This is a genomic window from Allobosea sp. P4_E12 (genome assembly GCF_056401655.1).
On the sequence record NZ_JBFUIY010000008.1, the window covers coordinates 54389 to 80571 of the forward strand.

At 64.6% G+C, this 26183-nt stretch carries 27 protein-coding genes; 11 read left to right on the top strand and 16 right to left on the bottom strand.

Features of this window, described 5'->3' with window-relative positions:
• Nucleotides 1–191: 191 nt before the first annotated feature.
• Entirely contained in the window at nt 192–554 is a 363-nt protein-coding gene (locus AC1DW9_RS12225; protein WP_441506323.1) for an SPW repeat protein, read from the top strand.
• 66 nt (nt 555–620) lie between these two features.
• On the opposite strand, the gene AC1DW9_RS12230 is transcribed toward AC1DW9_RS12225, so the two are convergent.
• From AC1DW9_RS12230 to nth, 4 genes are all read right to left on the bottom strand, one after another.
• Nucleotides 621–1409 (bottom strand): ATP-binding cassette domain-containing protein, encoded by a 789-nt coding sequence (locus tag AC1DW9_RS12230; protein ID WP_476776750.1) that lies wholly within the window; start codon nt 1407–1409, stop codon nt 621–623.
• A gap of 15 nt (nt 1410–1424) precedes the next feature.
• Nucleotides 1425–2666 carry a sugar ABC transporter permease gene (locus AC1DW9_RS12235; protein ID WP_476776763.1) on the bottom strand — a complete coding sequence of 414 codons (1242 nt, stop codon included), beginning with the start codon at nt 2664–2666 and terminating at the stop codon, nt 1425–1427.
• A gap of 64 nt (nt 2667–2730) precedes the next feature.
• Entirely contained in the window at nt 2731–3780 is a 1050-nt protein-coding gene (gene xylF, locus AC1DW9_RS12240) for a D-xylose ABC transporter substrate-binding protein (protein WP_441490455.1), read from the bottom strand.
• 104 nt (nt 3781–3884) lie between these two features.
• Entirely contained in the window at nt 3885–4586 is a 702-nt protein-coding gene (gene nth, locus AC1DW9_RS12245; protein ID WP_476767935.1) for an endonuclease III, read from the bottom strand.
• A 20-nt stretch (nt 4587–4606) separates the two neighbouring features.
• Here nth and AC1DW9_RS12250 point away from each other — a divergent pair, with 20 nt between their 5' ends.
• Both AC1DW9_RS12250 and AC1DW9_RS12255 read left to right on the top strand, forming a co-directional pair.
• Entirely contained in the window at nt 4607–5146 is a 540-nt protein-coding gene (locus AC1DW9_RS12250; protein ID WP_476767936.1) for a DUF2244 domain-containing protein, read from the top strand.
• A gap of 68 nt (nt 5147–5214) precedes the next feature.
• Complete coding sequence (locus AC1DW9_RS12255; protein WP_476767937.1) at nt 5215–5601, top strand: YybH family protein; 387 nt, start codon at nt 5215–5217, stop codon at nt 5599–5601.
• A 90-nt stretch (nt 5602–5691) separates the two neighbouring features.
• Here the strand turns inward: AC1DW9_RS12255 and AC1DW9_RS12260 are convergent, their stop codons facing one another.
• Both AC1DW9_RS12260 and AC1DW9_RS12265 read right to left on the bottom strand, forming a co-directional pair.
• A complete protein-coding gene (locus AC1DW9_RS12260) occupies nt 5692–6903 on the bottom strand; it encodes an HD-GYP domain-containing protein (protein ID WP_476767938.1) in 1212 nt (403 codons plus the stop codon).
• 160 nt (nt 6904–7063) lie between these two features.
• Nucleotides 7064–7666, bottom strand: a complete 603-nt coding sequence (locus AC1DW9_RS12265) for a class I SAM-dependent DNA methyltransferase (protein ID WP_476767939.1) — start codon at nt 7664–7666, stop codon at nt 7064–7066.
• Between the two features lie 199 nt (nt 7667–7865).
• Here AC1DW9_RS12265 and AC1DW9_RS12270 point away from each other — a divergent pair, with 199 nt between their 5' ends.
• A complete protein-coding gene (locus AC1DW9_RS12270; RefSeq protein WP_476776764.1) occupies nt 7866–8768 on the top strand; it encodes a methylated-DNA--[protein]-cysteine S-methyltransferase in 903 nt (300 codons plus the stop codon).
• 12 nt (nt 8769–8780) lie between these two features.
• On the opposite strand, the gene AC1DW9_RS12275 is transcribed toward AC1DW9_RS12270, so the two are convergent.
• The 4 genes from AC1DW9_RS12275 to AC1DW9_RS12290 all read right to left on the bottom strand — a co-directional run bounded on the left by AC1DW9_RS12275 (nt 8781) and on the right by AC1DW9_RS12290 (nt 13857).
• Nucleotides 8781–10493: a hypothetical protein gene (locus AC1DW9_RS12275; RefSeq protein WP_476776751.1), complete on the bottom strand. Its 1713-nt coding sequence runs from the start codon at nt 10491–10493 to the stop codon at nt 8781–8783.
• A gap of 211 nt (nt 10494–10704) precedes the next feature.
• Nucleotides 10705–11733 (bottom strand): proline racemase family protein, encoded by a 1029-nt coding sequence (locus AC1DW9_RS12280; protein ID WP_476767941.1) that lies wholly within the window; start codon nt 11731–11733, stop codon nt 10705–10707.
• A gap of 13 nt (nt 11734–11746) precedes the next feature.
• The gene (locus AC1DW9_RS12285) at nt 11747–12682 is read right to left on the bottom strand and encodes a PfkB family carbohydrate kinase (protein ID WP_476855101.1); all 936 of its coding nucleotides are present in this window, start codon (nt 12680–12682) and stop codon (nt 11747–11749) included.
• On the bottom strand, nt 12679–13857 hold the full coding sequence (locus AC1DW9_RS12290) for a fumarylacetoacetate hydrolase family protein (RefSeq protein WP_476776753.1): 1179 nt from the start codon (nt 13855–13857) through the stop codon (nt 12679–12681). The genes AC1DW9_RS12285 and AC1DW9_RS12290 overlap by 4 nt, the downstream gene beginning before the upstream one ends.
• Nucleotides 13858–14085: 228 nt before the next feature.
• On the opposite strand from AC1DW9_RS12290, the gene ugpB reads away from it, so the two are divergent.
• The 5 genes from ugpB (at nt 14086) to AC1DW9_RS12315 (ending at nt 19087) form a co-directional block, all read left to right on the top strand.
• Nucleotides 14086–15387, top strand: a complete 1302-nt coding sequence (gene ugpB, locus AC1DW9_RS12295) for a sn-glycerol-3-phosphate ABC transporter substrate-binding protein UgpB (protein ID WP_441490506.1) — start codon at nt 14086–14088, stop codon at nt 15385–15387.
• Nucleotides 15388–15448: 61 nt separating this feature from the next.
• Nucleotides 15449–16330, top strand: a complete 882-nt coding sequence (ugpA, locus tag AC1DW9_RS12300) for a sn-glycerol-3-phosphate ABC transporter permease UgpA (protein ID WP_441490465.1) — start codon at nt 15449–15451, stop codon at nt 16328–16330.
• The gene (locus AC1DW9_RS12305) at nt 16330–17088 is read left to right on the top strand and encodes a creatininase family protein (protein ID WP_476855102.1); all 759 of its coding nucleotides are present in this window, start codon (nt 16330–16332) and stop codon (nt 17086–17088) included. Before ugpA ends, AC1DW9_RS12305 begins: the two co-directional genes overlap by 1 nt.
• The gene (ugpE, locus tag AC1DW9_RS12310; RefSeq protein ID WP_441490466.1) at nt 17088–17936 is read left to right on the top strand and encodes a sn-glycerol-3-phosphate ABC transporter permease UgpE; all 849 of its coding nucleotides are present in this window, start codon (nt 17088–17090) and stop codon (nt 17934–17936) included. Before AC1DW9_RS12305 ends, ugpE begins: the two co-directional genes overlap by 1 nt.
• Before the next feature lie 71 nt (nt 17937–18007).
• Complete coding sequence (locus tag AC1DW9_RS12315) at nt 18008–19087, top strand: sn-glycerol-3-phosphate import ATP-binding protein UgpC (RefSeq protein ID WP_441490467.1); 1080 nt, start codon at nt 18008–18010, stop codon at nt 19085–19087.
• Nucleotides 19088–19143: 56 nt separating this feature from the next.
• Here the strand turns inward: AC1DW9_RS12315 and AC1DW9_RS12320 are convergent, their stop codons facing one another.
• Both AC1DW9_RS12320 and AC1DW9_RS12325 read right to left on the bottom strand, forming a co-directional pair.
• Entirely contained in the window at nt 19144–20409 is a 1266-nt protein-coding gene (locus AC1DW9_RS12320; protein WP_476855103.1) for an alkyl sulfatase dimerization domain-containing protein, read from the bottom strand.
• Between the two features lie 145 nt (nt 20410–20554).
• Complete coding sequence (locus AC1DW9_RS12325; protein WP_476776755.1) at nt 20555–20941, bottom strand: SpoIIAA family protein; 387 nt, start codon at nt 20939–20941, stop codon at nt 20555–20557.
• 112 nt (nt 20942–21053) lie between these two features.
• Here AC1DW9_RS12325 and AC1DW9_RS12330 point away from each other — a divergent pair, with 112 nt between their 5' ends.
• Complete coding sequence (locus tag AC1DW9_RS12330; protein WP_441490470.1) at nt 21054–21692, top strand: glutathione S-transferase family protein; 639 nt, start codon at nt 21054–21056, stop codon at nt 21690–21692.
• A gap of 157 nt (nt 21693–21849) precedes the next feature.
• Nucleotides 21850–23088 (top strand): multidrug effflux MFS transporter, encoded by a 1239-nt coding sequence (locus AC1DW9_RS12335; RefSeq protein WP_476776756.1) that lies wholly within the window; start codon nt 21850–21852, stop codon nt 23086–23088.
• A 68-nt stretch (nt 23089–23156) separates the two neighbouring features.
• Here the strand turns inward: AC1DW9_RS12335 and AC1DW9_RS12340 are convergent, their stop codons facing one another.
• From AC1DW9_RS12340 to aspT, 4 genes are all read right to left on the bottom strand, one after another.
• Complete coding sequence (locus tag AC1DW9_RS12340; RefSeq protein ID WP_052513594.1) at nt 23157–23411, bottom strand: hypothetical protein; 255 nt, start codon at nt 23409–23411, stop codon at nt 23157–23159.
• A gap of 134 nt (nt 23412–23545) precedes the next feature.
• Entirely contained in the window at nt 23546–23812 is a 267-nt protein-coding gene (gene rpsU, locus AC1DW9_RS12345; protein WP_441490472.1) for a 30S ribosomal protein S21, read from the bottom strand.
• A 145-nt stretch (nt 23813–23957) separates the two neighbouring features.
• Complete coding sequence (locus AC1DW9_RS12350; protein ID WP_043234255.1) at nt 23958–24167, bottom strand: cold-shock protein; 210 nt, start codon at nt 24165–24167, stop codon at nt 23958–23960.
• Between the two features lie 301 nt (nt 24168–24468).
• Complete coding sequence (aspT, locus tag AC1DW9_RS12355; protein WP_441490473.1) at nt 24469–26136, bottom strand: aspartate-alanine antiporter; 1668 nt, start codon at nt 26134–26136, stop codon at nt 24469–24471.
• Nucleotides 26137–26183 lie beyond the last annotated feature (47 nt).

Here is a 26183-nt window from a genome sequence, read left to right on the forward strand (position 1 = left end):
ACTAAGTCGTAGCCAAGTAAGCCTGTCCCGGCGCGCAGCACTCGCAACATCATGGCCGGCCTCGCGCCGGCCATTCTCGTTTCGATCCGGCGAGCTTGAACAGCTGTTCTGGCAACACCACATTTTCCTTAGCAAGCGCCTTCGGGCGCTAGGCATGGTGGTTTGGATGATCGTCACTGATGGAGGTGATCATGTTGACCGCGAATACGGAAGGCAAACGGCCGCAGGACTTGTGCAATCTTCTCCTCGCCGCGTGCCTGTTCATCTCTCCCTGGATCATGCGTTTTACGGGCGACATGATGGCCGCCCGCAACGCCTGGATCATCGGCATCGTGCTCGCCCTTGTGGCGGTCGCGGCGCTCTCGATGTTCAAGGAATGGGAGGAATGGGTGAACCTGGTGCTCGGCGTCTGGCTGATGGCAGCTCCCTGGGTGCTCGGCTTTACCGGCAACTTCAACGCGTTCTGGACCCACACGATCCTCGGCGTGCTGACGGCTGCCGTCTCGGCCTGGGCTGTCTGGGACTACCGGCACGAGCCGCACGCGACGGCCTGAACGGGTCGCGACACCGCGCGATCTCCTGACCCGCCGCTGCGAGGCGGCGGGTTCTCGTGGCCTTCGCTACGCCTGGCCGCGCAGCGCGCCCGCGGGACATTTCCCTGAGATGATCATCGCCAGCACCTCGTCCTGCGTCACATCGCTGGTGCGGGCAGTACCGACAACCCGGCCGTTCTTCATCACGCTGAGCCGGTCGGCGAGATCGAAGACGTCATGCAGGTCATGACTGATCAGGAAGATGCCGATTCCCTGACGCTTCAGTTCAAGGATGAGATCGGCAACCTGTTTCGTCTCCGCAGGCCCGAGCGCTGCCGTCGGCTCGTCCATGATCAGAACCCGGGCGTTGAAGTAAATCGCGCGCGCGATCGCAACCGACTGACGCTGGCCGCCCGAGAGCGCTTTGACCGGCTCCTTGAAGCGCCGGAAATGCGGATTGAGCCGTCCCATCACCTTGCGCGTTTCGGATTCCATCGCGGAATCATCCAGCGTGTGCCAGGGCGTCAGCAGCTCCCGTCCGAGGAAGATATTGGCTGCGGCGTCGACATTGTCGGCCAAAGCCAGGGTCTGGTAGATCGTCTCGATGCCGTAGCGCTTGGCGTCACGCGGATTGGCAATCGCAGCCGGCTCACCGCTGATGCGGATCTCGCCGGCATCGGCCTGGTAGGCTCCCGACAGGATCTTGATCAACGTCGATTTGCCGGCACCGTTGTGACCGAGCAGGCCGACAACCTCGCCGGCCTTGAGGTCGACACTGACAGTGTCGACCGCCTTGATGCCACCGAAGGCGATCGAGATGTCGCGCATCTCGACGAGCGGTGGGGTCTCGATGTCCCGGGCCGTGGCGAGGCTCATGACGTCCCTCCTCCCTCAGCTCAGCTTGCGACGGTAGAGCCCGTCGAGCCAGACGGCCACGACCAGCACCACGCCGACGACGATGTTCTGCAGCGGCGTATCGACGCCGATCAGCACCATGCCCGATTGCAACGACTGCATCACCAGCGCGCCCAGCATCGCACCCGCGATGGTGCCGACGCCACCGGCAAGCGATGTGCCGCCGATCACCGCCGCCGCAATGACATAGAGCTCGTCGAGGGCTCCGGCCGAATTCGTCGCGGCATTGAGGCGGGCCGTGGAGATGCAGGCGGATATGCCGACAAGCACCCCCATCAACCCGAAGACCAGGGTCAGCACCTTGCGGGTGTTGACGCCGGAAAGCTGCGCTGCCTCGGGATTACCGCCGATCGCGAAGACATAGCGGCCGAACCGCAGCCGCTTGGTCAAGAAGCTCATCACGATGCCGACCGCCAGCGCCAACAGCACGGGAACCGCAAGGCCATGGCCGATGGTCAGCCCGCCCTCCGGCCAGACGAGGCCTCTGGCCTCGACCAGGCGGCGCGCAACGCCGGCCGGCAGAGGATAGGCATTGGCGACCATCACGGTGCCGAGCACGGCGCCGCAGCCAAGCGCGGCAATGGCGCCTTCAGCCCAGATCGGCCGCAGGCCGAAACCGAAGCGCCGCCGCCGGCGGCGGGCAAGCACGATCCCGGCAAGGATCAAGGCGCAGATCACCAGACCGATCGCCCAGGATGCACCCGTGCCGATCGCGCCTTCGATGCCGCCACCAAGGGGGCGGAAACGCGTGTCCATCGGCGCGATGGTCTGGCCCTGCGTCACCCACCAGGCTGCGCCACGCCAGACAAGAAGGCCACCGAGCGTGACGATGAAGGAGGGGATGGCGAGATAGGCTATCAACGCACCCTGGAACAGGCCGAGGACGCCGCCGAGCGCAACGGAAACCAGGATGCTGATGAACCATGTGGCGGGATGCTCGAAGCCAAGCAGCTCCGGCAGCAGTCGCGCCTGGACCAGCCCGACCACCATGCCGACGAAGCCGAGCATCGAACCGACCGAGAGGTCGATATTGCGCGTCACGATGACAAGCACCATGCCGCAGGCCATGACGGCGATCGATGCCGTCTGGACCAGCAGATTCCAAAGATTTCGCGGAGTCAGGAAGGCTCCGTCGGAAAGCCAGCTGAAGCCGAGCCAGATCACCCCAAGCGCGGCGACCATGCCGATCATGCGCGGATCGAACTCGATCTCGCGCATGTGGTCGGCCACGCTCCTTGCGCCTGGCCCCGGCACCTTCTCAGAAACCGGGGCTGGAGCGACCTCAGTCACAAGCCTTGACCTTGCCGGCTGCGACGCCCTGGCAGACAGCGGCCTTTGGAGCCCAGCCCGCCTCGATCACCACACCGAGATTGTCCTTCGTCACCGGTACGGGCTTGAGGAAGAGCGCCGTCATCGCCTGCTTGCTCGGGCCCTGGTTCCAGCTTGCCGCACCCGCGATCTCGGTCAGCTTGGCGCCGCCGGCAAGCTTGATCGCGATCTCGGCCGCATTACGCCCGAGCTCGCGTGCATCCTTCCAGATCGTCACCGTCTGCGTCCCGAGCGCGACGCGGTTCAATGCCGCGCGATCGGCGTCCTGGCCGGAAACCGGTACCGAGCCGGCGAGCCCCTGCGCGGCCATTGCCGCAATGGCGCCGCCCGCCGTGCCGTCATTGGCCGCGATCACCGCGTCGACCTTGTTGGCATTGCGGGTCAGGAACTGCTCCATGTTGCGTTGGGCGTTCGCAGGGAGCCAGCCGTCGGTAAAAGCCTCGCCGACATTCTTGATCTTGCCGGAATCGATTGCCGGCTTCAGAATCTCGACGGAGCCCTGATAGAGGAAGCCCGCATTCGGATCGGAGCTCGATCCCTTGATGAAGACGAAGTTTCCTTCCGGCTTCGCCTTCTGGACCTCGCGCGCCATCATGCGACCGACCTCGACATTGTCGAAGGTCAGGTAGAAGGCCTGCGGAATCTCGATCAGCCGGTCATAGCCGACGACTGCAATGCCTTCATTGACCGCCTTCTCGACGGCGGGCCGGATGGCCTGCGCATCCTGGGCCAGGACGATCAGGGCCTTGGCACCACGGGCGATCAGGCTTTCGACATCGGTGAGTTGCTTGGCGGGAGAGGATTGCGCATCGGCCGAGAGATAGGTGCCGCCGACCTTCTCGATCGCCGCCTTGATCGCGGCCTCGTCGGTCTTCCAGCGTTCTTCCTGAAAATTCGACCAGCTGACCCCGACGACCGGGCCCTTCGTCTGGGCAAAGGCAGGCGAGAATCCGCCCGCTGCCGCCAGGGTAACACCGGCGGCAAGCATCATATGTCTGAGCATGGCAATCTCCCGCGATTCCTCTGGCCGTGCGCTCTCTTGGGGGATCGCCTGGTCAGCGTCCGGAGCGCCTCACATTCAGAGGACAGCCTATCGCGAGAAAGGCGTCAAGCCACCCGCTTGTCGGGGGAGTCGCAGAGATCGTTGAGCAGGCAGCGGCCGCATTCGGGGCGCAGTGCCTTGCAGATGTAGCGACCATGCAGGATCAGCCAATGATGGGCATGGCGGCCGAATTCCGGCGGCACCGCCTTCTCCAATCCCATCTCGACTGCAAGCACGGTCTTGCCCGGCGCGATGCGCAGGCGATTGGCGATGCGGAAGACATGGGTGTCGACGGCGTGGGTGATCTCGCCGAAGGCGATGTTGAGCACGACATTGGCGGTCTTGCGCCCGACGCCAGGCAGGCTTTCGAGCGCGGCACGGTCGGCAGGGACCTCGCCACCGAACTCCGCAATCAGCTTCTCGCTGAGCAGGATGACATTCTTCGCCTTGGTGCGGAAGAGGCCGATCGTCCTGACCAGCTCGCGCACCTTGTCCTCGCCGAGCGCCACCATCTTCTGCGGCGTGTCGGCAAGCTCGAAGAGCTTGCGCGTCGCCTTGTTGACGCCCGCATCGGTCGCCTGCGCCGACAGCACGACGGCGACCAGCAAAGTGAAGGCGTTGGTCGCCTCGAGTTCGCCCTTGGGCTCGGGATTGGCGGCCTGGAAGCGCAGAAAGATCTCACGGATGCCCGCCGCGCGGCGCGGTCTCGGTGTCGTGATCTTTGCCAGGCCCTGGGCGCGGCCCGCGGGCCTGTTCCGTTCGCTCATGTGGGCGTTATAATTACGCGATGAGCATCGGCAAGCACGATCGCGATGGATATGCCGGAGAGCGGACGCAGGCCTCGGAGCGGCCGGTCTTCGACGCGACCATTACTCCGCATCGCTCGCTCGGCCGGAACGGCTTTCGCATCGTGATGACGCTCGTCTGCCTCGCCAGCATCGTCTCCTCGATTCCCTTCGTCGTGCTGGGCGCCTGGCCCGTCGCCGGCTTCTTCGGCCTCGACATCCTCGCACTCTTCATCGCCTTCAAGGTCAATTTCAACGCGGCGCGCGCCTTCGAGCGCATCGTGGTGACGCCGCTCGAGGTGCTGCTGCGCAAAGTTTCGCATCACGGCAAGGAGGCTGTCTGGCGCTCCAATCCAGCCTGGACCAAGCTCGAGAGGGAGCGAGACGAGGATTACGGGCTGATGGGGCTCTCGCTGGTCTCGCGTGGCCGCAGCGTATCGGTGGCTGCCGCGCTCTCTCCGCAGGAGCGGGAGGGGTTCGCGGATGCACTCGGCGCCGCGCTCGCCAGGGCAAGGCGGGGTACGGATTTCAGCGCGGCGTGAAGGCCGGCAACCTGCCGCACCCAGCAATCATGGCTCTGCGCCGGTCATCGACCCTTGAAGGAGGCGGCATGAGTGATGACGAGAGGGAGATTCGCACGCTCATCGAGAAATGGCTCACCGCGAGCAAGGCTGGCGATGTGGCATCGGTGCTGGAGCTGATGACGGAGGATGCCATTTTCATGGTTCCGGGGCAGGCCCCGTTCGGCAAGGCGACGTTCGCCGCTATGTCCGACACCATGAGCGACCTCAAGATCGAAGGGAACAGCACGATCCACGAGCTGAAGGTCCTCGGCGACTGGGCTTTCGTGCGCAGTCATCTCGACATGACCGCAACATCTCTCGCCACAGGCTCATCGCGGCACAGGACCGGCTACACGCTGACCCTGTTCAAGAAGGAGCCGGACGGGCGCTGGAAGCTCGCACGGGATGCCAATCTGCTGACCGAGATGGGCTGATCCGAATGTGGCGGAAGCGGCAGGCGATCCACTCCAGACTTGAAGGGCTGTGGCCGGGATACGAGCCGAACACGCCGTCTGAGTCGCGACCTAAGGGCCGTCCGAGAATGTCCGGTGGATCGTCTCGAAGCTGGCAGCGATCTCCACGAAGACATCTGTCAGCGCGGGATCGAAATGGCGCCCTCGGTCGCCAACGATGATCTCGACCGCCTGGGCGTGCGGGAGCGCCGACTTGTACGCCCGCTCGGTGACGAGGGCGTCATAGACATCGGCGATCGCCATCAACCGCCCCGAGAGAGGGATCTCCTCTCCCTTCAATCCTCGTGGATAGCCGCTGCCATCCCATTTCTCGTGATGGCTATGGGCGATCTCCATGGCCAGGCTGAGGAACGAGCTCACTCCGCCGAGATGCCGCTCGGCCTCGGCGATGGCCTGCCGGCCCAACTCGGCATGCGTCTTCATCACGGCGAACTCGTCCGCGTCGAGCTTACCTGGCTTGAGCAGGATGCTGTCGGGGATGCCGACCTTGCCGATATCGTGCAGTGGCGCGGATTTGTAGATAAGATCGACCATATCCGTGTCGAGCACCTGCATGTACAGGCCCCGGTCGCGCGAAGCCCTGGCGAGGGCACGAACATAATGCTGGGTGCGGCGGATGTGGTTTCCCGTCTCGCTGTCCCGGGTCTCCGCCAGCGATGCCATTGCCAGGATGACTGCCTCTTTCGCCCGCACAGCCTCTTCCTTGGCTGCCCGGAGCGAGTTGAGGAGGGCGACATTGGTCATCGCGACAGCAGCGCTGTTGGCGATGCGCTTGAGCACGATGACGCTGGCTTCGGACGGCGGCTGCTTGCTTGCCCAATAGGCTCCGATTGCAGCGACGGGGTCCTCCGGTCGAACCGGAACCATGACGAGGCTGCGTACGAATGTCGGACGATAGGCCGCGTGCGGGATACGGCTGTCGGCATAGATATCGTCGATGACGACGACTTCGCGATGCCCCATCGCCCAGCCGGAAATGCAGGATTCGAAGGGAAAGCGCTGGCCCTTCCAGAGCGGCGCGATCGCATCCTCGTCGGCATAGTAGCATTGGTCGCCTTCGCGCAGGACGAAGGTGATTCCGTCTGCCCCGACAAGCCTTCGCGCGCTGCCCCGCACGATCGCCATGATCTCGTCGAGGCCCCGCGCCATCGACAGGCTCAGGGATAGCTCCTCGAGGTCAGTCAGCGGGACGTCGTAAGGGACGTCCTTGGGCGGAGCCCGCATGTCGCTGCCGAGGTTAAGCAGATGAGGCGGCTCGCTCATGGAACAGCTCGATGATTCGCGACATGACGCTAGGGAACCAAGGCCTACCACAAGATGGAGTACACGCCTTCACGTCGTCTTCGACATATGCAGGAATGTCATTAACAAGCAGTACAATACTGCCCCGACAGGAGCGCAGGTTTCAATTGCGGACCGGTGGCTATCTCAATCTTGCGAGCCAGATCGTGTGCCCGCCGCAGTCCGGGTCCTCGGCGACATGGGACAGGACGTCGAAGCCGTTCTCGTCGAGCAGGGCCCCGTACTCCGCCGGGGCCAGGCTGCCGTGATAGAGCCGCTCACCCTCGAAGGAGCCGATTGCCTCGCCATGCCGGGGCCCGCTGGTGAACATCAGCGCCGCGCCCGGCGCAGCATGCTCTCTGAAGATCGGGAACATCGGTCGCTGGTCTTCGGGGGTGAGATGAAAGAAACTGTCCCAGGCGATCAGCCCGTCGAAGCGGCGCTTCAGTGAAAGCTTGCGCATGTCGCCGATCTGCCAGTCATTGGCCGGGAAGCGTTGCCTGCAGAGATCGATCAGAGGGGCCGAGGCATCGATGCCGGTCACGCGATAGTCACTCTCGATGAAATAGCGCGCAATCGGCTCCGCGGCGCCGCAGCCGATATCGAGAATCGATGCCCCGGCCGGAAGGAGCTGCAGGAAGCGATCAAGCCAGGCCTTTTCGACAAGCGTCCTCGATCGTAGCTCGTCGAAGGCCCGGGCATGGCGCTGGTAGAGGCCGATGATGTCCTGGTCGGGACGGGACATGGTGGCAGACGGCTCGAATCGCGTGGCAAGGCCGCAGAGCTTGCCAGCTTTCGGGTGGAGGCGGCATCCTCCCGGCCCTAGATTCCCGGTCATGATCCATGACACGAGGCTCACGACCATGAACGCTCAGGTCCCGATGAAAACGGCAATGACACCCACCCGATTCTCCAATGCCGTGCTCGCCCGCGCCGCGCAGGCCATGCCGGCAGAGGCGGATTTTCCCGCCGCTGCGCCCGGGTCCGACTACGATACCGTTCGGCGCATCCTGGCCTACATCACGGAGAACTGGCGCGAGCAGCCGACGATCGAGGCGATCGCGGACGCTGCCGGCGCGACCCCGACCGACGTGCACCATCTCTTCCGGCGCTGGTGCGGGCTGACCCCCAAGGCCTTTCTGCAAGCGATCACGCTCGACCATGCCAAGGGCCTGCTCGGGTCATCGGCCAGCGTGCTCGACACGGCGCTGGAGGTTGGGCTCTCGGGGCCCGGCCGACTGCATGACCTCTTCGTCACGCATGAGGCGATGTCGCCCGGCGAGTGGAAGAGCGGCGGCGAAGGCCTGCGCCTCTCCTACGGCTTCCATGAATCCCCCTTCGGCGAAGCACTGATCGTCGTGACGGAACGCGGGCTCGCGGGGCTCGGCTGGGTCTCGACCAGCGTCGATGGCGGCAAGGTCGTTGGCGGCCGGGCGGAGGCCCTGGCCGACATGATGCGGCGTTGGCCGCATGCCGATTATCGCTTCGACCCCGCCTCGACCGGGCCCTATGCAGGCCGGATCTTCGACCCGAAGGCCTGGGCCGCCGAGACGCCATTGCGGGTCGTGCTGATCGGCACGGATTTCGAGGTGCGCGTCTGGGAGACCCTGTTGAAGATCCCGGTCGGCAGGGCGACGACCTATGGCGATGTCGCCTGCCATCTCGGCCGGCCAACGGCGGCAAGGGCGGTCGGCATGGCAGTCGGCAAGAACCCGATCTCCTTCGTCGTGCCCTGCCATCGCGTCATCGGAAAGTCCGGGGCCTTGACCGGCTATCACTGGGGCCTGACGCGCAAGCGCGCCATCCTCGGCTGGGAGGCAGGGCAGACCGGCGGGGTGACGGCCTGAGAGGCAGTTCCCTTACGCCTTCAGATACATGTCCCAGCAGGGCGCCAGCGCGACCAGCCGGCGCCCTTTCAGGGCCTCCGAGAAATGCGCGGCGATGGTCTCGCGCGCCGTCGTCAGAGGGCATTTCGGAACCAGGATGGCGTCGACCTGTTTCAGGCTTTCCAGCGTTGGCGGATCGATCTCCGGCGTGGTCCGGCCGGGATCGACACCGATCGGCACGCCTCGCGGCGGCCTGCGGTCGAGCAGTTGGTTGAACGGATCGGTGAAATCGAGCGTGAAGAGACTGTCGAGCCGGCGCCCATTGGCCGCTTCCCAGGCGCGGATCGCCGTGATGCCCTGCTGCACTTCGAGCAGCCAGGTCGCCTGATAGTCGATCTCCGAATAGAGAATGTAGGAAGGCAGCTCGCCGCGCTCGGCAAGATCGCGATAGCCCGTCTGCTGCGCCGCGTAATGTGCGAGCATGATCACCGCACGTTCGGCGATGTCGGGCTTGACGCTGACCCGACCGAGCGGACCGAGATCGGGCACGGCAAGTGCCTTGTAGTTCACCGCACCGAGGACCGCGCGCGCGCTGCGCTCGACGAAGATCAAGGCCGACGGCAGGGCAACCACCAGGGCCAGGACCGTCACGATCCTGCCGAGCCGGTCGGTGCGACCGCTCCATTCCGCCAGGATCACCAGAAGGACGGGCCAGAGCCCGATGAATTCGAGCGAACCCGTGTTTTGGGTCTCGAACAGGGTCAGCGCCAGCAGAACCGCGGCGAACCATCCCAACGGCGAGGCCAGGAGCCCGTGCAATCGGGCCCGGGAAAGCCTGCCGCCCCCCAGCCAGGCAGCATAGGCAAGCGCGACAAGCAGCAGTAGGCTCGGCCCGACGACATTGAACTTCACCGAAGCGACGGTGAGAAAGCGCGGCAGCAAGGCGCCGGTGTTCAGGCCGAGCAGGGTCAGGATGTCATCGACATAGGCGCGCACGATGCCGGTCACGAAATCGAGCGGCGCGAGCACGGCAATGACCAGCGCCGCGGCGACGGACGCGTCGCGCAGGCGCATCCGTCCGGACAGAACCGCATAGCCGACGAGGAACGTCCCCGACACCGCTCCCGTGACCTTGACCAGGAAGAGGGTGAGCAGCAGCAGGACGACAAGCCCCACTTGCAGGCGGCGCGCCTCGACGAAGAGGAGTGTCGACACGAGCAGGTAAAGCAGGAGGCTGATATGGCGGTTATAGTGCCCGAAGCCATCGAAGCCTGGCATCGGATAGAGGCTGTGCAGGTTGATCGGCAGCGACGCGAACAACAGGAAAGGTAGCAACAGGGCCAGTGCCTGGCCACGCGAGCGCTTCCCGACATGGGCGGCAATCAGCGCCATCATTGGCAAGGCGACCGGCAAGATGCCCCAGTTCGCCAGCAGCATCGGCTGCGCCTGCGGAAACAGGGCGTGGAGCCAGGTCACAAGATAGTAGCCGAGAGGGCCGACAGGGGCGAAAAAGTCAATATTGGGCAGTTGCCCGACCTCGATGCGTTGCGCAGCATCGAGATAGATGTTCGTGTCCCAGTAGTTGGGGCCCAGCGGCAGGCGCAGGGGCAGCATCAGGCCAATGACAACCGCTGCTGCGAACGCGACCAGCCAGATCAGCGGTGCTCCAGCGAGCCGACTTAACATCTGCGCGACGCCAAGCGCGGAGCCGGGCCTTCTGCCCTCTCTCATGTCCCCAACCGTCATGCCCAGATCCTTGGCCTCACAGCCAACATGACAGAGAAACCTTACTCGTATCCTGCACAAGCCATGGCCAATGCACTCTGCGGTCGAGTGAAGGGGGCTCGCGCGCCGGGCGATAATGCGGCGGGTATGTTCACCGCCGAGCGGGATTCAGCGAACGATGACGGTCCGAAGCACAGTGCCGCGGACGACAGCGGCCGACCGCAGACCGCTATCACCCATCTCGGAGAGGACTGATCTCCGCGAAACGGGATGGCAAAGCGAAGCCCAGTCCGAGCGGATCGTCGGCCTCGATAATGAAGGCGCCCTCGCCTGCGAGGTAGCTGAGGCCGCCGACTTCGACGGTGACCGCTCCCTCGGCGGGATAGGCAGCAGGCCCGAGGACACGCCCCGAGAAACGCCCGCCTGTGATACTGCGGAAACTCCGTGTCCGCCCCAGCCCGAGCAGCCCCTTGGCGTGGTCGAGCGCCATGCGGGCGGTCACGCCCGAGCCGGTCGGTGAGCGGTCGATCTGCCGCTCGGCGAAGATGCAGAGGTTGAAACTGGTCTCGCCCGGTCCGGCCTCGTCGGTCACGATCGTCCCGTAGAGAAAGCCAAGATCGGGCTCGGTGGGATGCGTGATCGGCGCGCCGGCCCGCACAATGTCGGTGAGGGCAGCAGCAGCCTCGGTCAACTGCTCGACCGGGGTTTCGAAGAGATCGAGCCCGAAGCGTGAAGCCGGAAGGATGCAGTAGAAGGCTCCGCCATAGGCGATGTCCGTCGTGACGCTTCCGTAGCCGGGCACCTCGACCACACGGTCGCGGGCATGGACGAAGGCCGGCACACTCTCGAAGCGCACCTCCCCGACCTTCCCGTCGGCGACGTCGCAGGCGAGCCGCAGCAGGCCGCAGGGCGCCTCGATGGCAAAGTGCGTGACGGGCTCGACCGCCGGCACCAGGCCGCGCTCGATCGCATAGCGGCCGAGCGCGATGGTGGCGTGGCCACACATCGTCGAGTAGCCCTCGTTATGAGTGAAGAGCACGCCGAAGGCAGCCTCGGGATGACTCGCCTCGACCGGAATGACACCGTACATTCCGGCATGGCCGCGCGGTTCCAGCATCATCGCACGGCGCAGCTGATCGTGGCTGTCGCGCGCCTGTCGACGCTTGTCGAGAATCGTCGCGCCGGTCAGCTCGGGATAGCCGCCCGTAACGATGCGCACCGGCTCGCCGCAGGTGTGGTAGTCGAGATAGCTCAGGCGCATTGGCGCGTTCCCCTCACTCATAGGGTGGTTTGGGTGTGAGACGCGGCGGATCGCAGCCGCGCCGGCCGCAGGTCTCGGCTGCGACCTCTGCCGCGAAACCCATTGCGGATGYGGCAACGCTGTCTGACAATCCGCGCAGTCCTGCTCCGAGCTCGCCCGCCTGCGCGAGCGAAGCGAGAAATGCGCCGATGAAGCTGTCGCCGGCGCCGATCGTGTCGACCAGCTCTGCAACCGGAACGAAGCCGCGGACAGTCCTTTTCCCTGGCCGTTCGAGCGCCGCTCCGCGATCGCCCTCGGTCAGCAGGATCGCTGAAACGCCCCGGTCGAACCAACGGCGCAGCGGCGCAACGTAGCCGCCGGGATAGAGCCAGTCGGCATCGTCCGTACTGAGCCGGATGAGGTCTGACAGCGCCATGCGCTGCTCGATGGCGGCAAGCGCCGCCTCCCGATCCGGCAGCGCCGGCGGCCTGATATTGACGTCATAGCTGGTGCTCAGGCCGGCGGAGCGCGCCTGGCGCAGCAGCGTCAACGCCGCGTCCCCGGATGGGCCGATCGTCGCTCCGAACGAGGTGACATGCAGATGGCCAAAACCCGTGAGGTCGGGCGATGGCGGAGGCTCGGCCAGTGCCGTACCGGCGAGGTGGAAGTGATATCGGGCCCCGCCATCGACCCCAAGCGGGTCAACGACCGCCAACGGTGTGGGAGCATCGCTCTCAGCAACGAAGCGCCGATCGATCGCCTCTGCCACAAGCCGGGCCTGGAAGCGCCGCCCCGTGACGTCGCGCGAGAGCGTCGCGCAATAAGCCACGGAGGTGCCGCAGCGGGCGAGCGCCAGCGCTGTGTTGAAACCGGATCCGCCCAGCACGCACTGATAGCGCTCGCCGCACCCATCCTCCGGCACCAGATCGGYGAGCGCTTCGCCGAAGACGAGGACCGCCCCCTGGTTCACAGAAGCCCGCGCTTCGCCAGATTGCGCATCAGATGCGAGGCGCCGAAGGTCCAGGGTTCGCATTCATCGGTGCGGCGCATGCAATTGACGAGCGCTCCCAGTTCCGGCGCGGCAATCGTGACGATGTCCCCATATTTGTGGGTGAAGCCGCCGCCCGGCGTGTCGCGATCCTTGATCGGAGCAAACATGGTGCCGAGATAGAGCGCCGCGCCATCGGGATACTGRTGGTTGCGATTGAGCATCTGCGCAGCAAGATCAGCCGGGTCGCGGCTGATCTTTGCGATCGAGGACGAGCCTTCGAGCCTGAAGCCGTCCTCGCCCTCGACCGTCAGCGTCACGGTTGTCCTACGGACATGGTCGAGCGAGAAGCCGGCGTCGAAGAAGCGGATGAAGGGACCGACCGCTGCGGCTGCATTGTTGTCCTTGGCCTTGCCGAGCAGCAGCGCCGAACGGCCCTCGACGTCGCGCAGATTGACGTCATTGCCGAGCGTTGCTCCGACGATGGCGCCGGTCGAGGCGACGATCAGCACGATCTCCGGCTCGGGATTGTTCCAGGTCGAGGCCGGGTGCAGGCCGGCATCGACACCGGTGCCGACGGCCGACATCGGCGGCGCCTTGGTGAAGATCTCGGCATCCGGCCCGATGCCGACCTCGAGATACTGGCTCCAGGCTCCCTGCTTGATCAGCACGTCCTTGAGATGCATCGCCTCGGGCGAGCCGGGCTTCAACTTCGAGAGATCGTCACCGATGAGCTTGCCGATCTCCTCGCGGATCGTGGCGGCGGCGGCCGGGTTGCCCCGCGCCTTCTCCTCGATCACGCGCTCCAGCATGGAGACCGCGAAGGTCACTCCAGCGGCCTTGACCGCCTGCAGGTCGAGCGGCGCGAGCAGCCAGGGCTTCGTCGCATCGCGACGCGAAGGCGGCGTGTTTGCAAGGATGTCGGCGAGCGTCCCGATGGGCTGCCCCTTGGCGGCGCGCAGGGCTGCGGCGGGATCGGCCGTCTCGCAGAGATCGCGCATCGTGGCGCAGGCAGCGGTGATATCCACAAGTTCATCACCGCGCAGAACGACGACCGCGGGACCGGCGACGTCCGGGCGCCAGACCCGGCCAGCGAGCGCGGCGGCTGCGGCGTCCGCCGGCAAAGTGTTCCGTGGCGTCAGGGCAAGCTCGGGCATGATCGATCGTCCGTTGGTGGAATTGTCACGTTGAAAGTCGCAGGCGAGAACAGCCGCTTCGCAGCCAATGTGCAAGAGTGCAGGGACGCGGATCAGACATGGCGCACATGTCGTGCGATTGTCATTGAAACGTCACCTGTTCTTCATGCTAGCTTGCGCACCAACGACAAGAGCCGCCCGCACGAGCGGGGCATAAGGGAGAGATAGATGACATCCAGATCGCGCTTGATGATTTCGGCCGCGGTGTTGACGCTGGCCGGTGCGGCTCCGGCCGTCGCGCAGACAGAGATCCAGTGGTGGCATGCGCTGACCGGCGCCAATAACGACGTTGTCGTAAAGCTGGCCGAGGAATTCAACGCCTCCCAGAAGGAATACAAGGTCGTTCCGGCCTATAAGGGCTCCTATCCCGACACGCTGAATGCCGGCGTCGCCGCCTTCCGCGCCGGGACCGCGCCGCACATCCTGCAGGTCTTCGAAGTCGGCACCGGCACGATGATGTCGGCCAAGGGCGCGGTGAAGCCCGTGCACGAACTGATGAAGGAAGCCGGCGAGCCTTTCGATCCCAAGGCTTATTTGCCGGCGATCACCGGCTACTACTCGACCGCTAAGGGCGACATGCTCTCCATGCCGTTCAACTCGTCGAGCATGGTGATGTGGTACAACAAGGACGCCTTCAAGAAGGCGGGCCTGAACCCCGACGCCCCGCCGAAGACCTGGCCAGAAGTCTTCGAGGCCGGGAAGAAGCTGAAGGCTGCCGGATATGACAAGTGCGGCTTCACCAATGCCTGGGCGACCTGGGCGAATATCGAGCAGTTCGGTGCCTGGCACAACATCCCGATCGCGACCAAGGCGAATGGTCTCGATGGCTTCGACACGGTCCTGAACTTCAACAGCCCGCTCTTCCTGAAGCACTGGACCAACCTAGTCGAGCTGCAGAAGGACAAGACGTACGATTACTCCGGYCGCACCAATAACGGTGAAGGCCGCTTCACCTCGGGCGAATGCCCGATCATGCTGACCTCCTCGGGCTTCTTCGGCAACGTCAAGGCCAACGCCAAGTTCGACTGGGCCAACGCCGCGATGCCGTACTATCCGGAAGCGGCCGGGGCACCGCAGAACTCGATCATCGGCGGCGCTTCGCTGTGGGTGATGGGCGGCAAGAAGGCTGACGAATACAAGGGCGTCGCCAAGTTCTTCACCTTCCTGTCCGATGTCGACCGCCAGGTGAAGCTGCACACCGAGTCCGGTTATCTGCCGATCACCAAGGCCGCCTATGCCAAGGTCAAGGACTCGGGCTTCTACAAGGACAAGCCCTATCTCGAGACGCCGCTGCTGGAACTCAACAACAAGGAGCCGACCGAGAATTCGCGCGGCCTGCGCTTCGGCGGCCTGGTCCAGATCCGCGACATCTGGTCGGAAGAGCTCGAAGCGGCGCTGAACGGCCAGAAGACACCGAAGGCTGCGCTTGACGCCGCCGTCGAGCGTGGCAATCAGGCACTGCGTCAGTTCGAACGGACCGCCTCGCGCTGAACCGGCTACGATCCAGAGCCGGGGCATTCCGCCCCGGCTTTTCTCTTGCTTCACGGGCTGCATGCAGAAGAACGCCTATTTCCGGAGCCTGACGATCCCGCTCCTGCTGCTCCTGCCGCAGCTCGCGATCACGGTCGTGTTCTTCTATTGGCCCGCAAGCCAGGCGGTCTGGCAGTCCTTCCTGCTGGAAGACGCCTTCGGGACGTCGACCCAGTTCGTCTGGTTCGAAAACTACCAGAGCCTCTTTTCCGATCCGGGTTACTTCAAGGCGCTGCGCAACACCGCGATCTTCTCGACCTTTGTCTGCGTGTTCTCGCTCTCGATCGCGCTGCTCTTTGCCGTCATGGCCGACCGCCAGATCCGCGGCGCGGAGATCTACAAGACCCTGCTGATCTGGCCCTATGCCGTGGCTCCCGCCATTGCCGGCGTGCTCTGGATCTTCATGTTCGATCCCTCGCTCGGCATGCTCGCGCGTGGACTGCAGAACCTCGGCATCGCCTGGAATCCCCGGCTCAACGGCAATGACGCCATGACGCTGGTCATCCTCGCCGCGACCTGGAAGCAGATCAGCTATAATTTCCTGTTCTTCCTCGCCGGGCTGCAATCGATCCCCAAGAGCGTGATCGAGGCGGCGGTGATCGACGGCGCGCGGCCGATGCGCCGCTTCTGGACCATCATCTTCCCGCTGCTCTCGCCGACGACGTTCTTCCTGCTCGTCGTCAACATCGTCTATGTCTTCTTCGACACCTTCGGCATCATCGACACGGTCACTGGCGGCGGGCCTGCGGGCGCGACCGAGACGCTGGTCTACAAGGTCTATTCCGACGGCAAGGGCGGCTCCAATCTTGGTGGCTCGGCGGCACAATCGGTCATCCTGCTCGTGATGGTCATCGCCATGACGGCGGTGCAGTTCCGCTTCATCGAGCGCAAGGTGAATTACTGATGGCCTCGGTGCTCTGGAAGGAACTGACGGCCGAGGATCTGCGTCACAAGGCGGCGAAGGATGCGATCGTCGTCCTGCCCGTGGCCTCGATGGAACAGCACGGGCCGCACCTGCCGGTCGGCGTCGACACCATCCTGTGCGAGGGCGTCTRCAAGGCCGCGGCCGAGCGCCTGGACGAGGCCGATGTCGTGGTCGCCCCGACGCTCTGGTGCGGCATGGCCGAGCATCACATGGCCTTCGGCGGCACCTTCACCTTCGACATCCCGACCTATCGGTCCGTGCTGCTTTCGCTGCTCAGGAGCATCGAGCGGCATGGTTTCCGCCGGGTCGTGATCGTCAATGGCCATGGCGGCAATATCGCCGCGCTCGGTGCATTCCTGCCGGATTTCGCGCGCGAGACCGGCCTGCGCATCATCGCGACCACCTATTTCGAGCTGGCGCAGACTGCGATGCTGCCCTTCATGCAGGATCAGACCAGCGTGATGCATGCCTGCGAGATCGAGACCTCGATGATGATGGTGCTGGCGCCGGAAACGGTGAAGCAGGAGCGGCTGGGGCAGGCCTTCGGCATGCTCGGCGCCGATCCGCGTGGCCTGATGCGCCCGACCGTCGCGCGCTACCGCCCCTTCCGTGAGATGACAGAGACCGGCGTGATCGGCGATGCGCGGCGCGCGACGCCGAAGAAGGGCGAGGAATTCCTTAACGCCTGCGCCGAGGCGCTCGCGGCCTTGCTGCGCGACGGGGAGGCCTGGCACTGATGGTCGAGAACCGCCGCTTCGGCGACATCGTCGCCTATATCATCCTGACGATCGGCGTGCTGATCGTCGCCTTTCCGGTCTGGCTGACCTTCGTCGCCTCGACCTGGGATGCTGCGACCATCATCAACGGCCAGCTGCCGCTCTATCCTGGCCCGCATTTCTTCGAGAACTACTACCGCATCCTCTTCGTCGGGACCTCGGGCTCGACCCGCGAGCCGGTGGCCGTGATGATGTTCAACTCCTTCGTGATGGCGCTGGCCATCGCGTTCGGCAAGATCTTCATCTCCGTGCTCTCTGCCTACGCGGTCGTCTATTATCGCTTCCCGTTTCGGATGGCGGCATTCTGGATCATCTTCGTCACCCTGATGCTGCCGGTCGAAGTCCGCATCTTCCCGACCTTCAAGGTCGTCTCCGATCTCGGCATGCTCGATACCTACCAGGGCCTCGCCGTGCCGCTGATCGCCTCGGCGACCGGCACATTGCTGTTCCGGCAGTTCTTCATGACGATCCCCGACGAACTGCTCGAGGCCTCGAAGATCGATGGCGCCGGTCCGTTCAAGTTCTTCAAGGATACGGTGGTCCCGCTCTCGCTCACCACGATCGCGGCGCTCTTCGTCATCCAGTTCATCTATGGCTGGAACCAGTATCTCTGGCCGCTGCTGGTCACCACCAAGGATTCGATGCAGACCATCGTCATCGGCATCCGCAAGATGATCACCACGGCCGATGCGCTCACCGAATGGCAGCTCGCCATGGCAACCGCGATGCTGGCGATGCTGCCGCCCGTCTTCGTCGTCATCGCCATGCAGCGGCTCTTCGTGAAGGGCCTGGTGGAAACCGAGAAGTGACATTGCGTACCGGCAGCCCGGCCCGCTGAGCCGATCGCCGATTATCCGTTACCGACTGACCAAGGAACCCAATGGCCCAGGTTACTCTTTCCAGCGTCAAGAAGGTCTATGCCGGCGGCGTCGAGGCCGTGAAGGGCGTCTCTTTCGACATTCCCGATGGCGGCTTCTGCGTGCTGGTCGGCCCCTCCGGCTGCGGCAAGTCCACTTTGCTGCGGATGGTGGCAGGCCTGGAGACGATCTCGTCCGGCGAAGTCTCGATCAGCGGCAGGGTCGTCAACCAGATCGAACCGGCGGACCGGGACATCGCCATGGTGTTCCAGAATTACGCGCTCTATCCGCATATGAGCGTCTACGACAACATGGCCTATGGCCTGCGCAACCGCGGGACGCCGAAGGACGAGATCGAGAAGCGGGTCAAGGAAGCAGCCCGCATCCTCGCGATCGAAGGCCTGCTGGAGCGCCGGCCGCGCCAGCTCTCGGGCGGCCAGCGCCAGCGCGTCGCCATGGGCCGCGCCATCGTGCGCAAGCCCCAGGTCTTCCTGTTCGACGAGCCGCTCTCCAATCTCGACGCGAAACTGCGCGTGCAAATGCGCGTCGAGATCAAGAAGCTGCAGCGGGCGCTCGGCGTCACCGCGATCTATGTCACGCACGATCAGGTCGAGGCGATGACGCTCTCCGACAAGCTCGTTGTGATGAATGGCGGCCAGGTCGAGCAGATCGGCGTTCCGGCCGAGGTCTACCGCAAACCCGCAAGCCGCTTCGTCGCGACCTTCATCGGCTCGCCGCCGATGAACCTGCTGCCGGCAGCCATCGACGGACCCGGCATCGTTGCGCTCGGCGACGCGCTCCTCGAAGCGCGTGACCTCAAGCAGAACCTCGCATCGGGAACGAAGGTCGAGGTGGGCCTGAGGCCAGAGGATATCGAGATCGCGTCCGAGGGCCAGGCCGGGGCCCTGCCCTTCGATGTCGAGTTCATCGAGGAGCTGGGCGCGACCCAGCTCTTCCACGGCAAGCTTGCCGGACAGCCCTTCGTGATGCAGGCCGCAACCGGCGATGTCGCTGCCGAGGCCAAGCGCCTGTGGATTTCGGTCGACCCCGACCGCGTCCACGTCTTCGATGCGCAATCGGGCGTCCGACTCGGGCGCGAATAAAAGGGATCGACCGCGGAGGATCTCCAGCGGCCGGAAACAGCCGCTGGATGCGCTGCTCAGCCCGCCGACCGTTCTTTTGCATCGCGTTCGTAGACGGCGAGGAATGCCTTGCCCATCAACGAGCTTTCGCCATCGATGGCTTTCCGGAGCACGGCGCCCCGGATTGCCTGGATCCCTCGATCCTCGGGCGCTGCTGAACTCGCGAACTCGGCAAGATGAACGGCGAGGCGCGCCTGGCCGTCCTCGGCCAGCGCCGCGGCCCGCTCGGCCAGTTTCTCGGCACCGCCCGCAAGCCGAGCCAGTTCGGACGCAAGATCAGTGTTCTTCGCCGGCTTCAGGTTTGCGGGGTTTCCGTCAAACCAACCCGCATAGAAATGGTAGATCCCCCGGACCAGAAATTCGGGGTCATCATATTTCGGCACGAGATAGGGCTTCGCCAGATAGGCGGCCGGGACCTTGACCGCGCGCAGCACCTCGTCGAGCGTCGCACCCTGGTTCATCAGCGCCAGGGTATCGCGAACCAGATGCTCAAGCGCTTCGGCCCCGTCGCGCAACACCTGCGCTGCCCGGCCCTCCCCGACAATGACCGGGCCATGTCCGGGGATCAGGATGCCCGGCTTCAGGCGCTCCATCCGGCGCAGGGCGACAGCCCACTCGGCTGCATAGCGCTGAACCTTGCGCGGATTGCCTGCATTCGGGAAAACCCAGATTACGAAGTCCCCGCTCGCCAGCACGCGCCGCCGCGGCAGCCAGACGAATGTGGCATCGTCGGTCTCGCCGCGCCCGTGGATGAGTTCGAGCTGTTCGCCACCGATCGCAAGCGATAGCGTGTCGTCATAGACGTCATCGGGACGCCGCTGGCCTATCGGATAGACATAGTCCGGCTTGTTGAACTGCTGCCCCTGCACGATGCTGTTGAAGCCATGGGAGGCTTCATATCGCTCCATCCGGCGCGGGACGTTGCGATGAGCCACGATTCTCGGCCGCGGCCTCGCTCTCGCATCGGCCTCCTCGTCGATCACCTTGATGCCGCTGGTGTGGTCGATATGGCCGTGGGTATAGATCACGGTGTGGATGGGGCTGTCGTCCCAGCTGYGGATCGTCGCAAGCGTCTGGGCGGCGGTATCTGGCTTGGCCGTATCGATCAGGACAAGGCCCTCACTCGTCCGAATGGCGGTGACGCTGCCGCAGAAATAGGTGGTGTGGACGGTGATGATGTTCTCTGCCACTGCAGTGATAGCGCCGGCAGAGACCGCCTCAGTCCATTCCTCCATCTGCGCTGCGCCACTCCAAAGGCGCTCGAACAATGCGTCCTGCCGCATCTGAATTCCTCCGTCGACCAGAGCATGTCGATAGCACCGCTGGGGAGGAATGACAGGCCACACACGCGCAGTCCTGACGCGCGATGTCAGCTATGAGCAAGGCGCGCGGTTCGGTGTCGCGGCAACGCGCTCCGCCCCCTGCGACCTACCCCCCGAGCCCGCCCTCGATCTCGCTGGCCCAGGCCAGCGCCGCCTCGTACTCGATCGGTTTGAAGCAGCGGATCTCGACGAAGGGGATGACCGGATTGGCGATCGCCACCAGCGTCTCGATCCAGCCCTTGTCGCTGATCAGGGCCTCACGCGGAAAGCGCCTGAGTTCCGACAGCTTGCTGAACCCATAGCGCAGATCCCTGGCACCCGCCCGGAGCGTGATATCGTGAAAGCCGGTCAGATCGACCAGAACGCCGATCTTCTCGTGCCGGGTCAGCCGTGCGTCGATATCGGCGATCACACTGTCATAATCCTCCACGGTCAGCGTGCCGGAGAGGCGGTAGGCCGCGACATGATCGGGCCCAGCGAGGATTTCGAACATGGACGTCATCCTTTCGCTTCAGACAACGCAGCAGGCCCGCCGCGGTTTCGATTGCTGCCATTGCGCGGTCATGCGTCGTGGTTAGTCTCGCCCTCCACAGGAGGAACGCAGCATGAGCGATGAACTCGTCTTCTACACCCACCCGATGTCACGCGGCCGGATCGTGCGCTGGATGCTGGAGGAAGTCGGCCAGCCCTATCGCACCGAGCTGGTCGGCTTCGGCCCGCCGATGAAGGCGGCCGCGTACAAGGCGCTCAATCCGATGGGCAAGGTGCCGGCCCTGAAGCATGGCGACATGATCGTCACCGAATGCGCCGCGATCTGCGCCTATCTCGCGGACGCCTTTCCCCAGGCCGGGCTGGCGCCGGCACCGGGCAGCAAGGAGCGCGGCCCCTATTATCGCTGGCTCTTCTTTGGCGCCGGCCCGACCGAAGCTGCGGTGACCAACAAGATGCTTGGCGTCGAGGTGCCACCGGAGAAGACCGGCTCGGTCGGCTATGGCTGCTTCGCCGATGTCATGGACACATTGGAAAAAGCGGTATCGCAGGGCGAGTATCTGGTCGGCGACAGGTTCAGCGCGGCCGATGTCTATCTCGGCGCGCAGATCGGCTGGGGCCTGCAATTCGGCACGATGGAGCGGCGGCCGGCCTTCGAGGCCTATGCCAAACGACTGCAGGCCCGCCCGGCAGCGATCCGCGCCAATGAGATCGACAATGCGCTGATGCCGCAGCAGCAGCCGGCGGCGGAATAGGCGTCGTTCCACGCTGAGTGCATGCCAAACCCGGCCTCTGGCCGGGTTGTTGCGCAGCGGCGCATCGCCTAATCCTGCGAGAATCGGCCGGCTATCTTGCTGGCCTCTCCCATCTGCGAGACGGGACGTTCCGGGCTGTGCCCGGCAGCAGGCAGAAATGACCGACACATTCGACATTGCCCGGCCGCGCCACGGCATGGGTTTCTATCCCTTCGTGGCGATGATGGCCGCACTGATGGCGACGAACGCGCTTGCGATCGACGCCATGCTGCCGGCCCTGCCCCAAATGGGCGAGACACTCGGCATTGCCGAGCCGAACGACCGGCAGTGGATCGTCACCAGCTATCTGCTCGGCTTTGGTGTGGCCCAGATCATCTACGGCACGCTTTCCGACCGCTTCGGCCGACGGCCCGTGCTGCTGACCGGGCTCAGCATCTATGTCGTCGCCAGTGTGTTCGCTGCCTTCTCCGGCTCCTTCGAGATCATGATGGCGGCGCGCGTGCTGCAGGGCGTCGGAGCAGCCGCGACGCGGGTGCTCGCGGTCTCGATCGTACGGGACTGCTATTCCGGCCGCGACATGGCCCGCGTCATGTCGCTGGCCCTGATCGTCTTCCTGGCCGTACCGATTCTGGCGCCCTCGATCGGCCAGGCGATCCTCTGGGTCGCACCCTGGCGCTGGATATTCGGCGTACTGACCGCCTTCGGCGCCATCGTGATGCTCTGGACCGCAATGCGCCTGCCCGAGACGCTGCATGAGGAAGACCGTACGCCGATCAAGTTCGCCAGCATCGTCTCCGCCTTCCGCACGGTGCTGACCTCGCGCATCGGCGTCGGCTACATGCTGGCGATGACCTTCGTTCTCGGCGGCTTGTTCGGCTTCATCAACTCGGCACAGCAGGTCTTTGTCGATGTCTTCCGGGCGCCGGAATGGTTCACCACCATCTTCGCCCTGATCGCCGCATGCATGGCGGTCGCGTCACTGCTGAATTCGCGCATCGTCGGCCGACTCGGCATGCGCCGGGTCTCGCATGGCGCATTGCTCGGCTATATCACGCTGACCAGCCTGCACGCGGTGCTGGCCCTTGCCGGCAAGGAAACGCTCTGGCTCTTCGCCATCATGCAGGGTGGGACGATGTTCTGCTTTGGCCTGCTGGCGCCGAATTTTGGGGCGATGGCGATGGATCCGCTTGGCCATGTCGCGGGTACGGCCTCGTCCGTCCAGGGTTTCATCACCACGGTCGGCGGAGCACTGCTCGGCTTCTATGTCGGCCAGCATTTCAACGGCACCGTCGTGCCGCTGACACTCGGCTTCTCACTCTGCGGGCTCATGGCGCTCGCGGTGGTTCTGGCGGTCGAGAAGGGGCGGCTCTTTCACCCGGCGCCGGGGCGCAGCTAGCGGCCTGCCCTCTGGGCGCGGAACGTCGTTCCAGGCCGGGCACGCGCGGGTCGCAAGCCGCCGGTCCGTCAGGCCCGCTTCGTGCGCTTGGACGCTACGGTCTTGGGCCGTGCAGCCTCGGCGATCGCGGCGGCCTCTGCGTCTGCGGCTTCCTTCGCCAGCCGCAGCGCGCGCAAGCGCGCGGTCTTTTCCGTGACGGCAACCTGGGCGGCGCGCTGCGCATCCAGCCCACGCTGGGCTTCCTGCCGCTTTTGCTCGGCCTTCTCCAAATTCGCCTGGGCCCGGCGCTTGGCTTCGTCGGCCGAGAGTCCTTTGGTCGACATGGCAGTCCACTCCTTCACGATTGCCGCCCGGTTGGCGGCACTCACAGCGACGCGCCCTATCGGTAGCGCGCATCCAGGCGCACTGGACTGCGTCGAGCAGACCCTTGCGCCGGCATCGTCAGGCTGGCCTGAGCTCAGGCTGCCGCCGGTGCAAGACGCGGCGGACGAACAGGCTTGGCCTTGGGCTTCGGCGCTGCGATCAGTCCTTCGCGCTGAGCCTGCTTGCGCGCCAGCTTGCGTGCACGCCGAATGGCGTCAGCCTTCTCGCGAACCCGCTTCTCGGACGGCTTCTCATACGCCGCACGCCGCTTCATCTCGCGGAAGACGCCTTCGCGCTGCATCTTCTTCTTCAGGACGCGCAGCGCCTGGTCGACATTGTTGTCGCGAACGAGAACCTGCATCTCGGGCTCCTTTCAGAAAAGAAAAAAGGGCCGGGTAATCCCGACCCTTCGTCCAACCGTGCTGCGTATCGTCCTGAAAGGGGGGCGCCAGTACATCCGTGGTCGCCACTCGATTCGGAATGCTACGTTTGCACGGTCATGCAGATCACTCGGCGCGAAGATTGTCCGCGGACATCTTGCCAGAGCGCTTGTCCTGGACGAGCTCGAAGGTGATCTTCTGACCTTCGCGGAGCTCGCGCAGACCAGCACGCTCGACAGCGCTGATGTGGACGAAAGCATCCTGACCGCCATCATCGGGCTGAATGAAGCCGAAACCCTTAGTCGAATTGAACCATTTAACAGTGCCGGTGGCCATGACGAATTCCTTCTCGCAAGGCATTAGTTCGCATGAGACGACGCCTCACACGGTGTTCGATTTTGAGCGGGAAGTTCGTCAGCTAGCGCGCCATTAGCGCGGGGGCCAATTCATTCGGCCTAAGATCGATGCCCCTATATGGGTGATTGTGACCAATTTGTCAATGCAACCTGTCGTCGAAGCAGGACCGCAGCCTTGCGTGCCCCTGTGCGGCCATCGACCCCACCCAGACATAGCGCGAGCTCACGACGCCTCTTCGAGCCCTTCGGGCTGCCGCTGAAGCAGCCGCAGCGGACGCCCTTCACCCGATAAGCCCGACCATGCCAACCACGACCGGCCCCATCAGCGGCAGCAGGACGTTCGAGATCGCATAGGTCACGGTGTAGCCGATCACCGGCGTCGAATTGCCCGCAAGGGAGACCAATGCGCTGATCGATGGAGTGCTGCAGTGCTGGCCAGCGATGGCTCCGAGCAGGATCGGAGCCTCGATCTTCAGCAGGTAATGCCCGATATAGAGTGAAGCCAGGGCCGGCAGTGCGGAGACGAGAATCGCCAGGACGGGCAGCACCAGCCCGTACTGCTTGAGCAGCGCGAAGGCATCGGGCCCGACCGACAGACCGATTGCGGCGATGAAGGTCGCCAGGCCGAAGTCCTTCATGAACTCTGCAGCATGCAGCGGTATCGCGCCATAATGCGGGCGATGCATGTGGAGCCAGCCGAAGACCAGGCCGGAGACGAGCGCACCACCGCCGGTCCCCAGCGTCAGGTTCAGGGCGCCGACCCTGAAGCTCAGTTCTCCCAGCAGGAGACCCGCGACCACTCCCAGCCCGAGCATCACGAAGTCGGTACTCGAAGTCGCCGGGAGCAAGTGGCCGAGCTCCGGGGCCGCCCGCGTGATCGCGTCCTCGGAGCCGTAGAGCGTCAGGACGTCGCCCTGCTCGAGAACGGTGCCCGGCAAAGCGGGAACGATATGCCCGAGCCGCCTGATGCGCGAAATGAAGACACCGCGCCGCTGTTCCGCGCTCGCCAGCCGACGAAGATCCCGAATCCGGCGCCCCATCACCTCGCTACGGACGAGCACGACCTCGCGCTCGACGAGTGGCACGTTGTCGCCTGCCGGCATCGGCACCTCGGCGCCCAATCTCTCGCTGATCGCGATGACGGCGCGGCGGCGGCCGAGCACGAGGACAACATCGTCGGCCTCCAGCACCATGTCCGTGGTTGCCTTGGTAAAACCTTCGCCGCGGCCGACCTGTTCGATGGTCACAACGCCATTGACGCTGTTTTCGAAGGCGCCGACGCTGCTTCCCGCAATCGGCCCGGCATGGAAGCAGCGGGAGACGATCTCGGGCACGCCGTTCTCCTTGCCCGCGTCGTCCTCGGCTCCCAGTTGTTTTGCAAGCGCGGCGGATTCCTCGCGCACGTCGATCCGCAGCAGCAGGGGACCGATCTGCGTCGTGAAGACGACGATCGCCACGAGGCCGAAGAGGTAGGTGACGCTATAGGCCGTCGCCATGTTGGATTGCAGCCGCGCCACTTCGGCTGCCGGCAGGGCCAGCCGGGCGATCGCATCCGAAGCCGTCCCGAGCACAGCCGATTCCGTGGCCGAGCCGGCGAAGAGCCCCGACGTGGTGCCGGGATCCAGGCGGAACAAGATGATGGCCGCTGTAAGCAGCAGCAGGACCGTCCCGACCTCGACGAAGGACAGGATTCCGTAGCGCCAGCCACCACGGATATTGTTGAAGAACTGCGGTCCGGCCGTAAATCCGAGAGCGAAGATGAACAGCGCGAACGCCGTGTTCTTCAGGTCCGCGCTGATGGTGACACCAAGCTGCCCAAGGGCCAATGCGACGAAGAGCGTGCCGCAGACACCGCCGATCTGAACGGGGCCAATTCTGATCTTTCCGATCAAATGGCCAAGAGCCAGCGAAATGAACAGTGCAACAACCGGCTGTTCAACAAATGCCACGATGGACCCCAGTTCCAGAGCAGTGGTCGACGGCGACTATTCGCTGC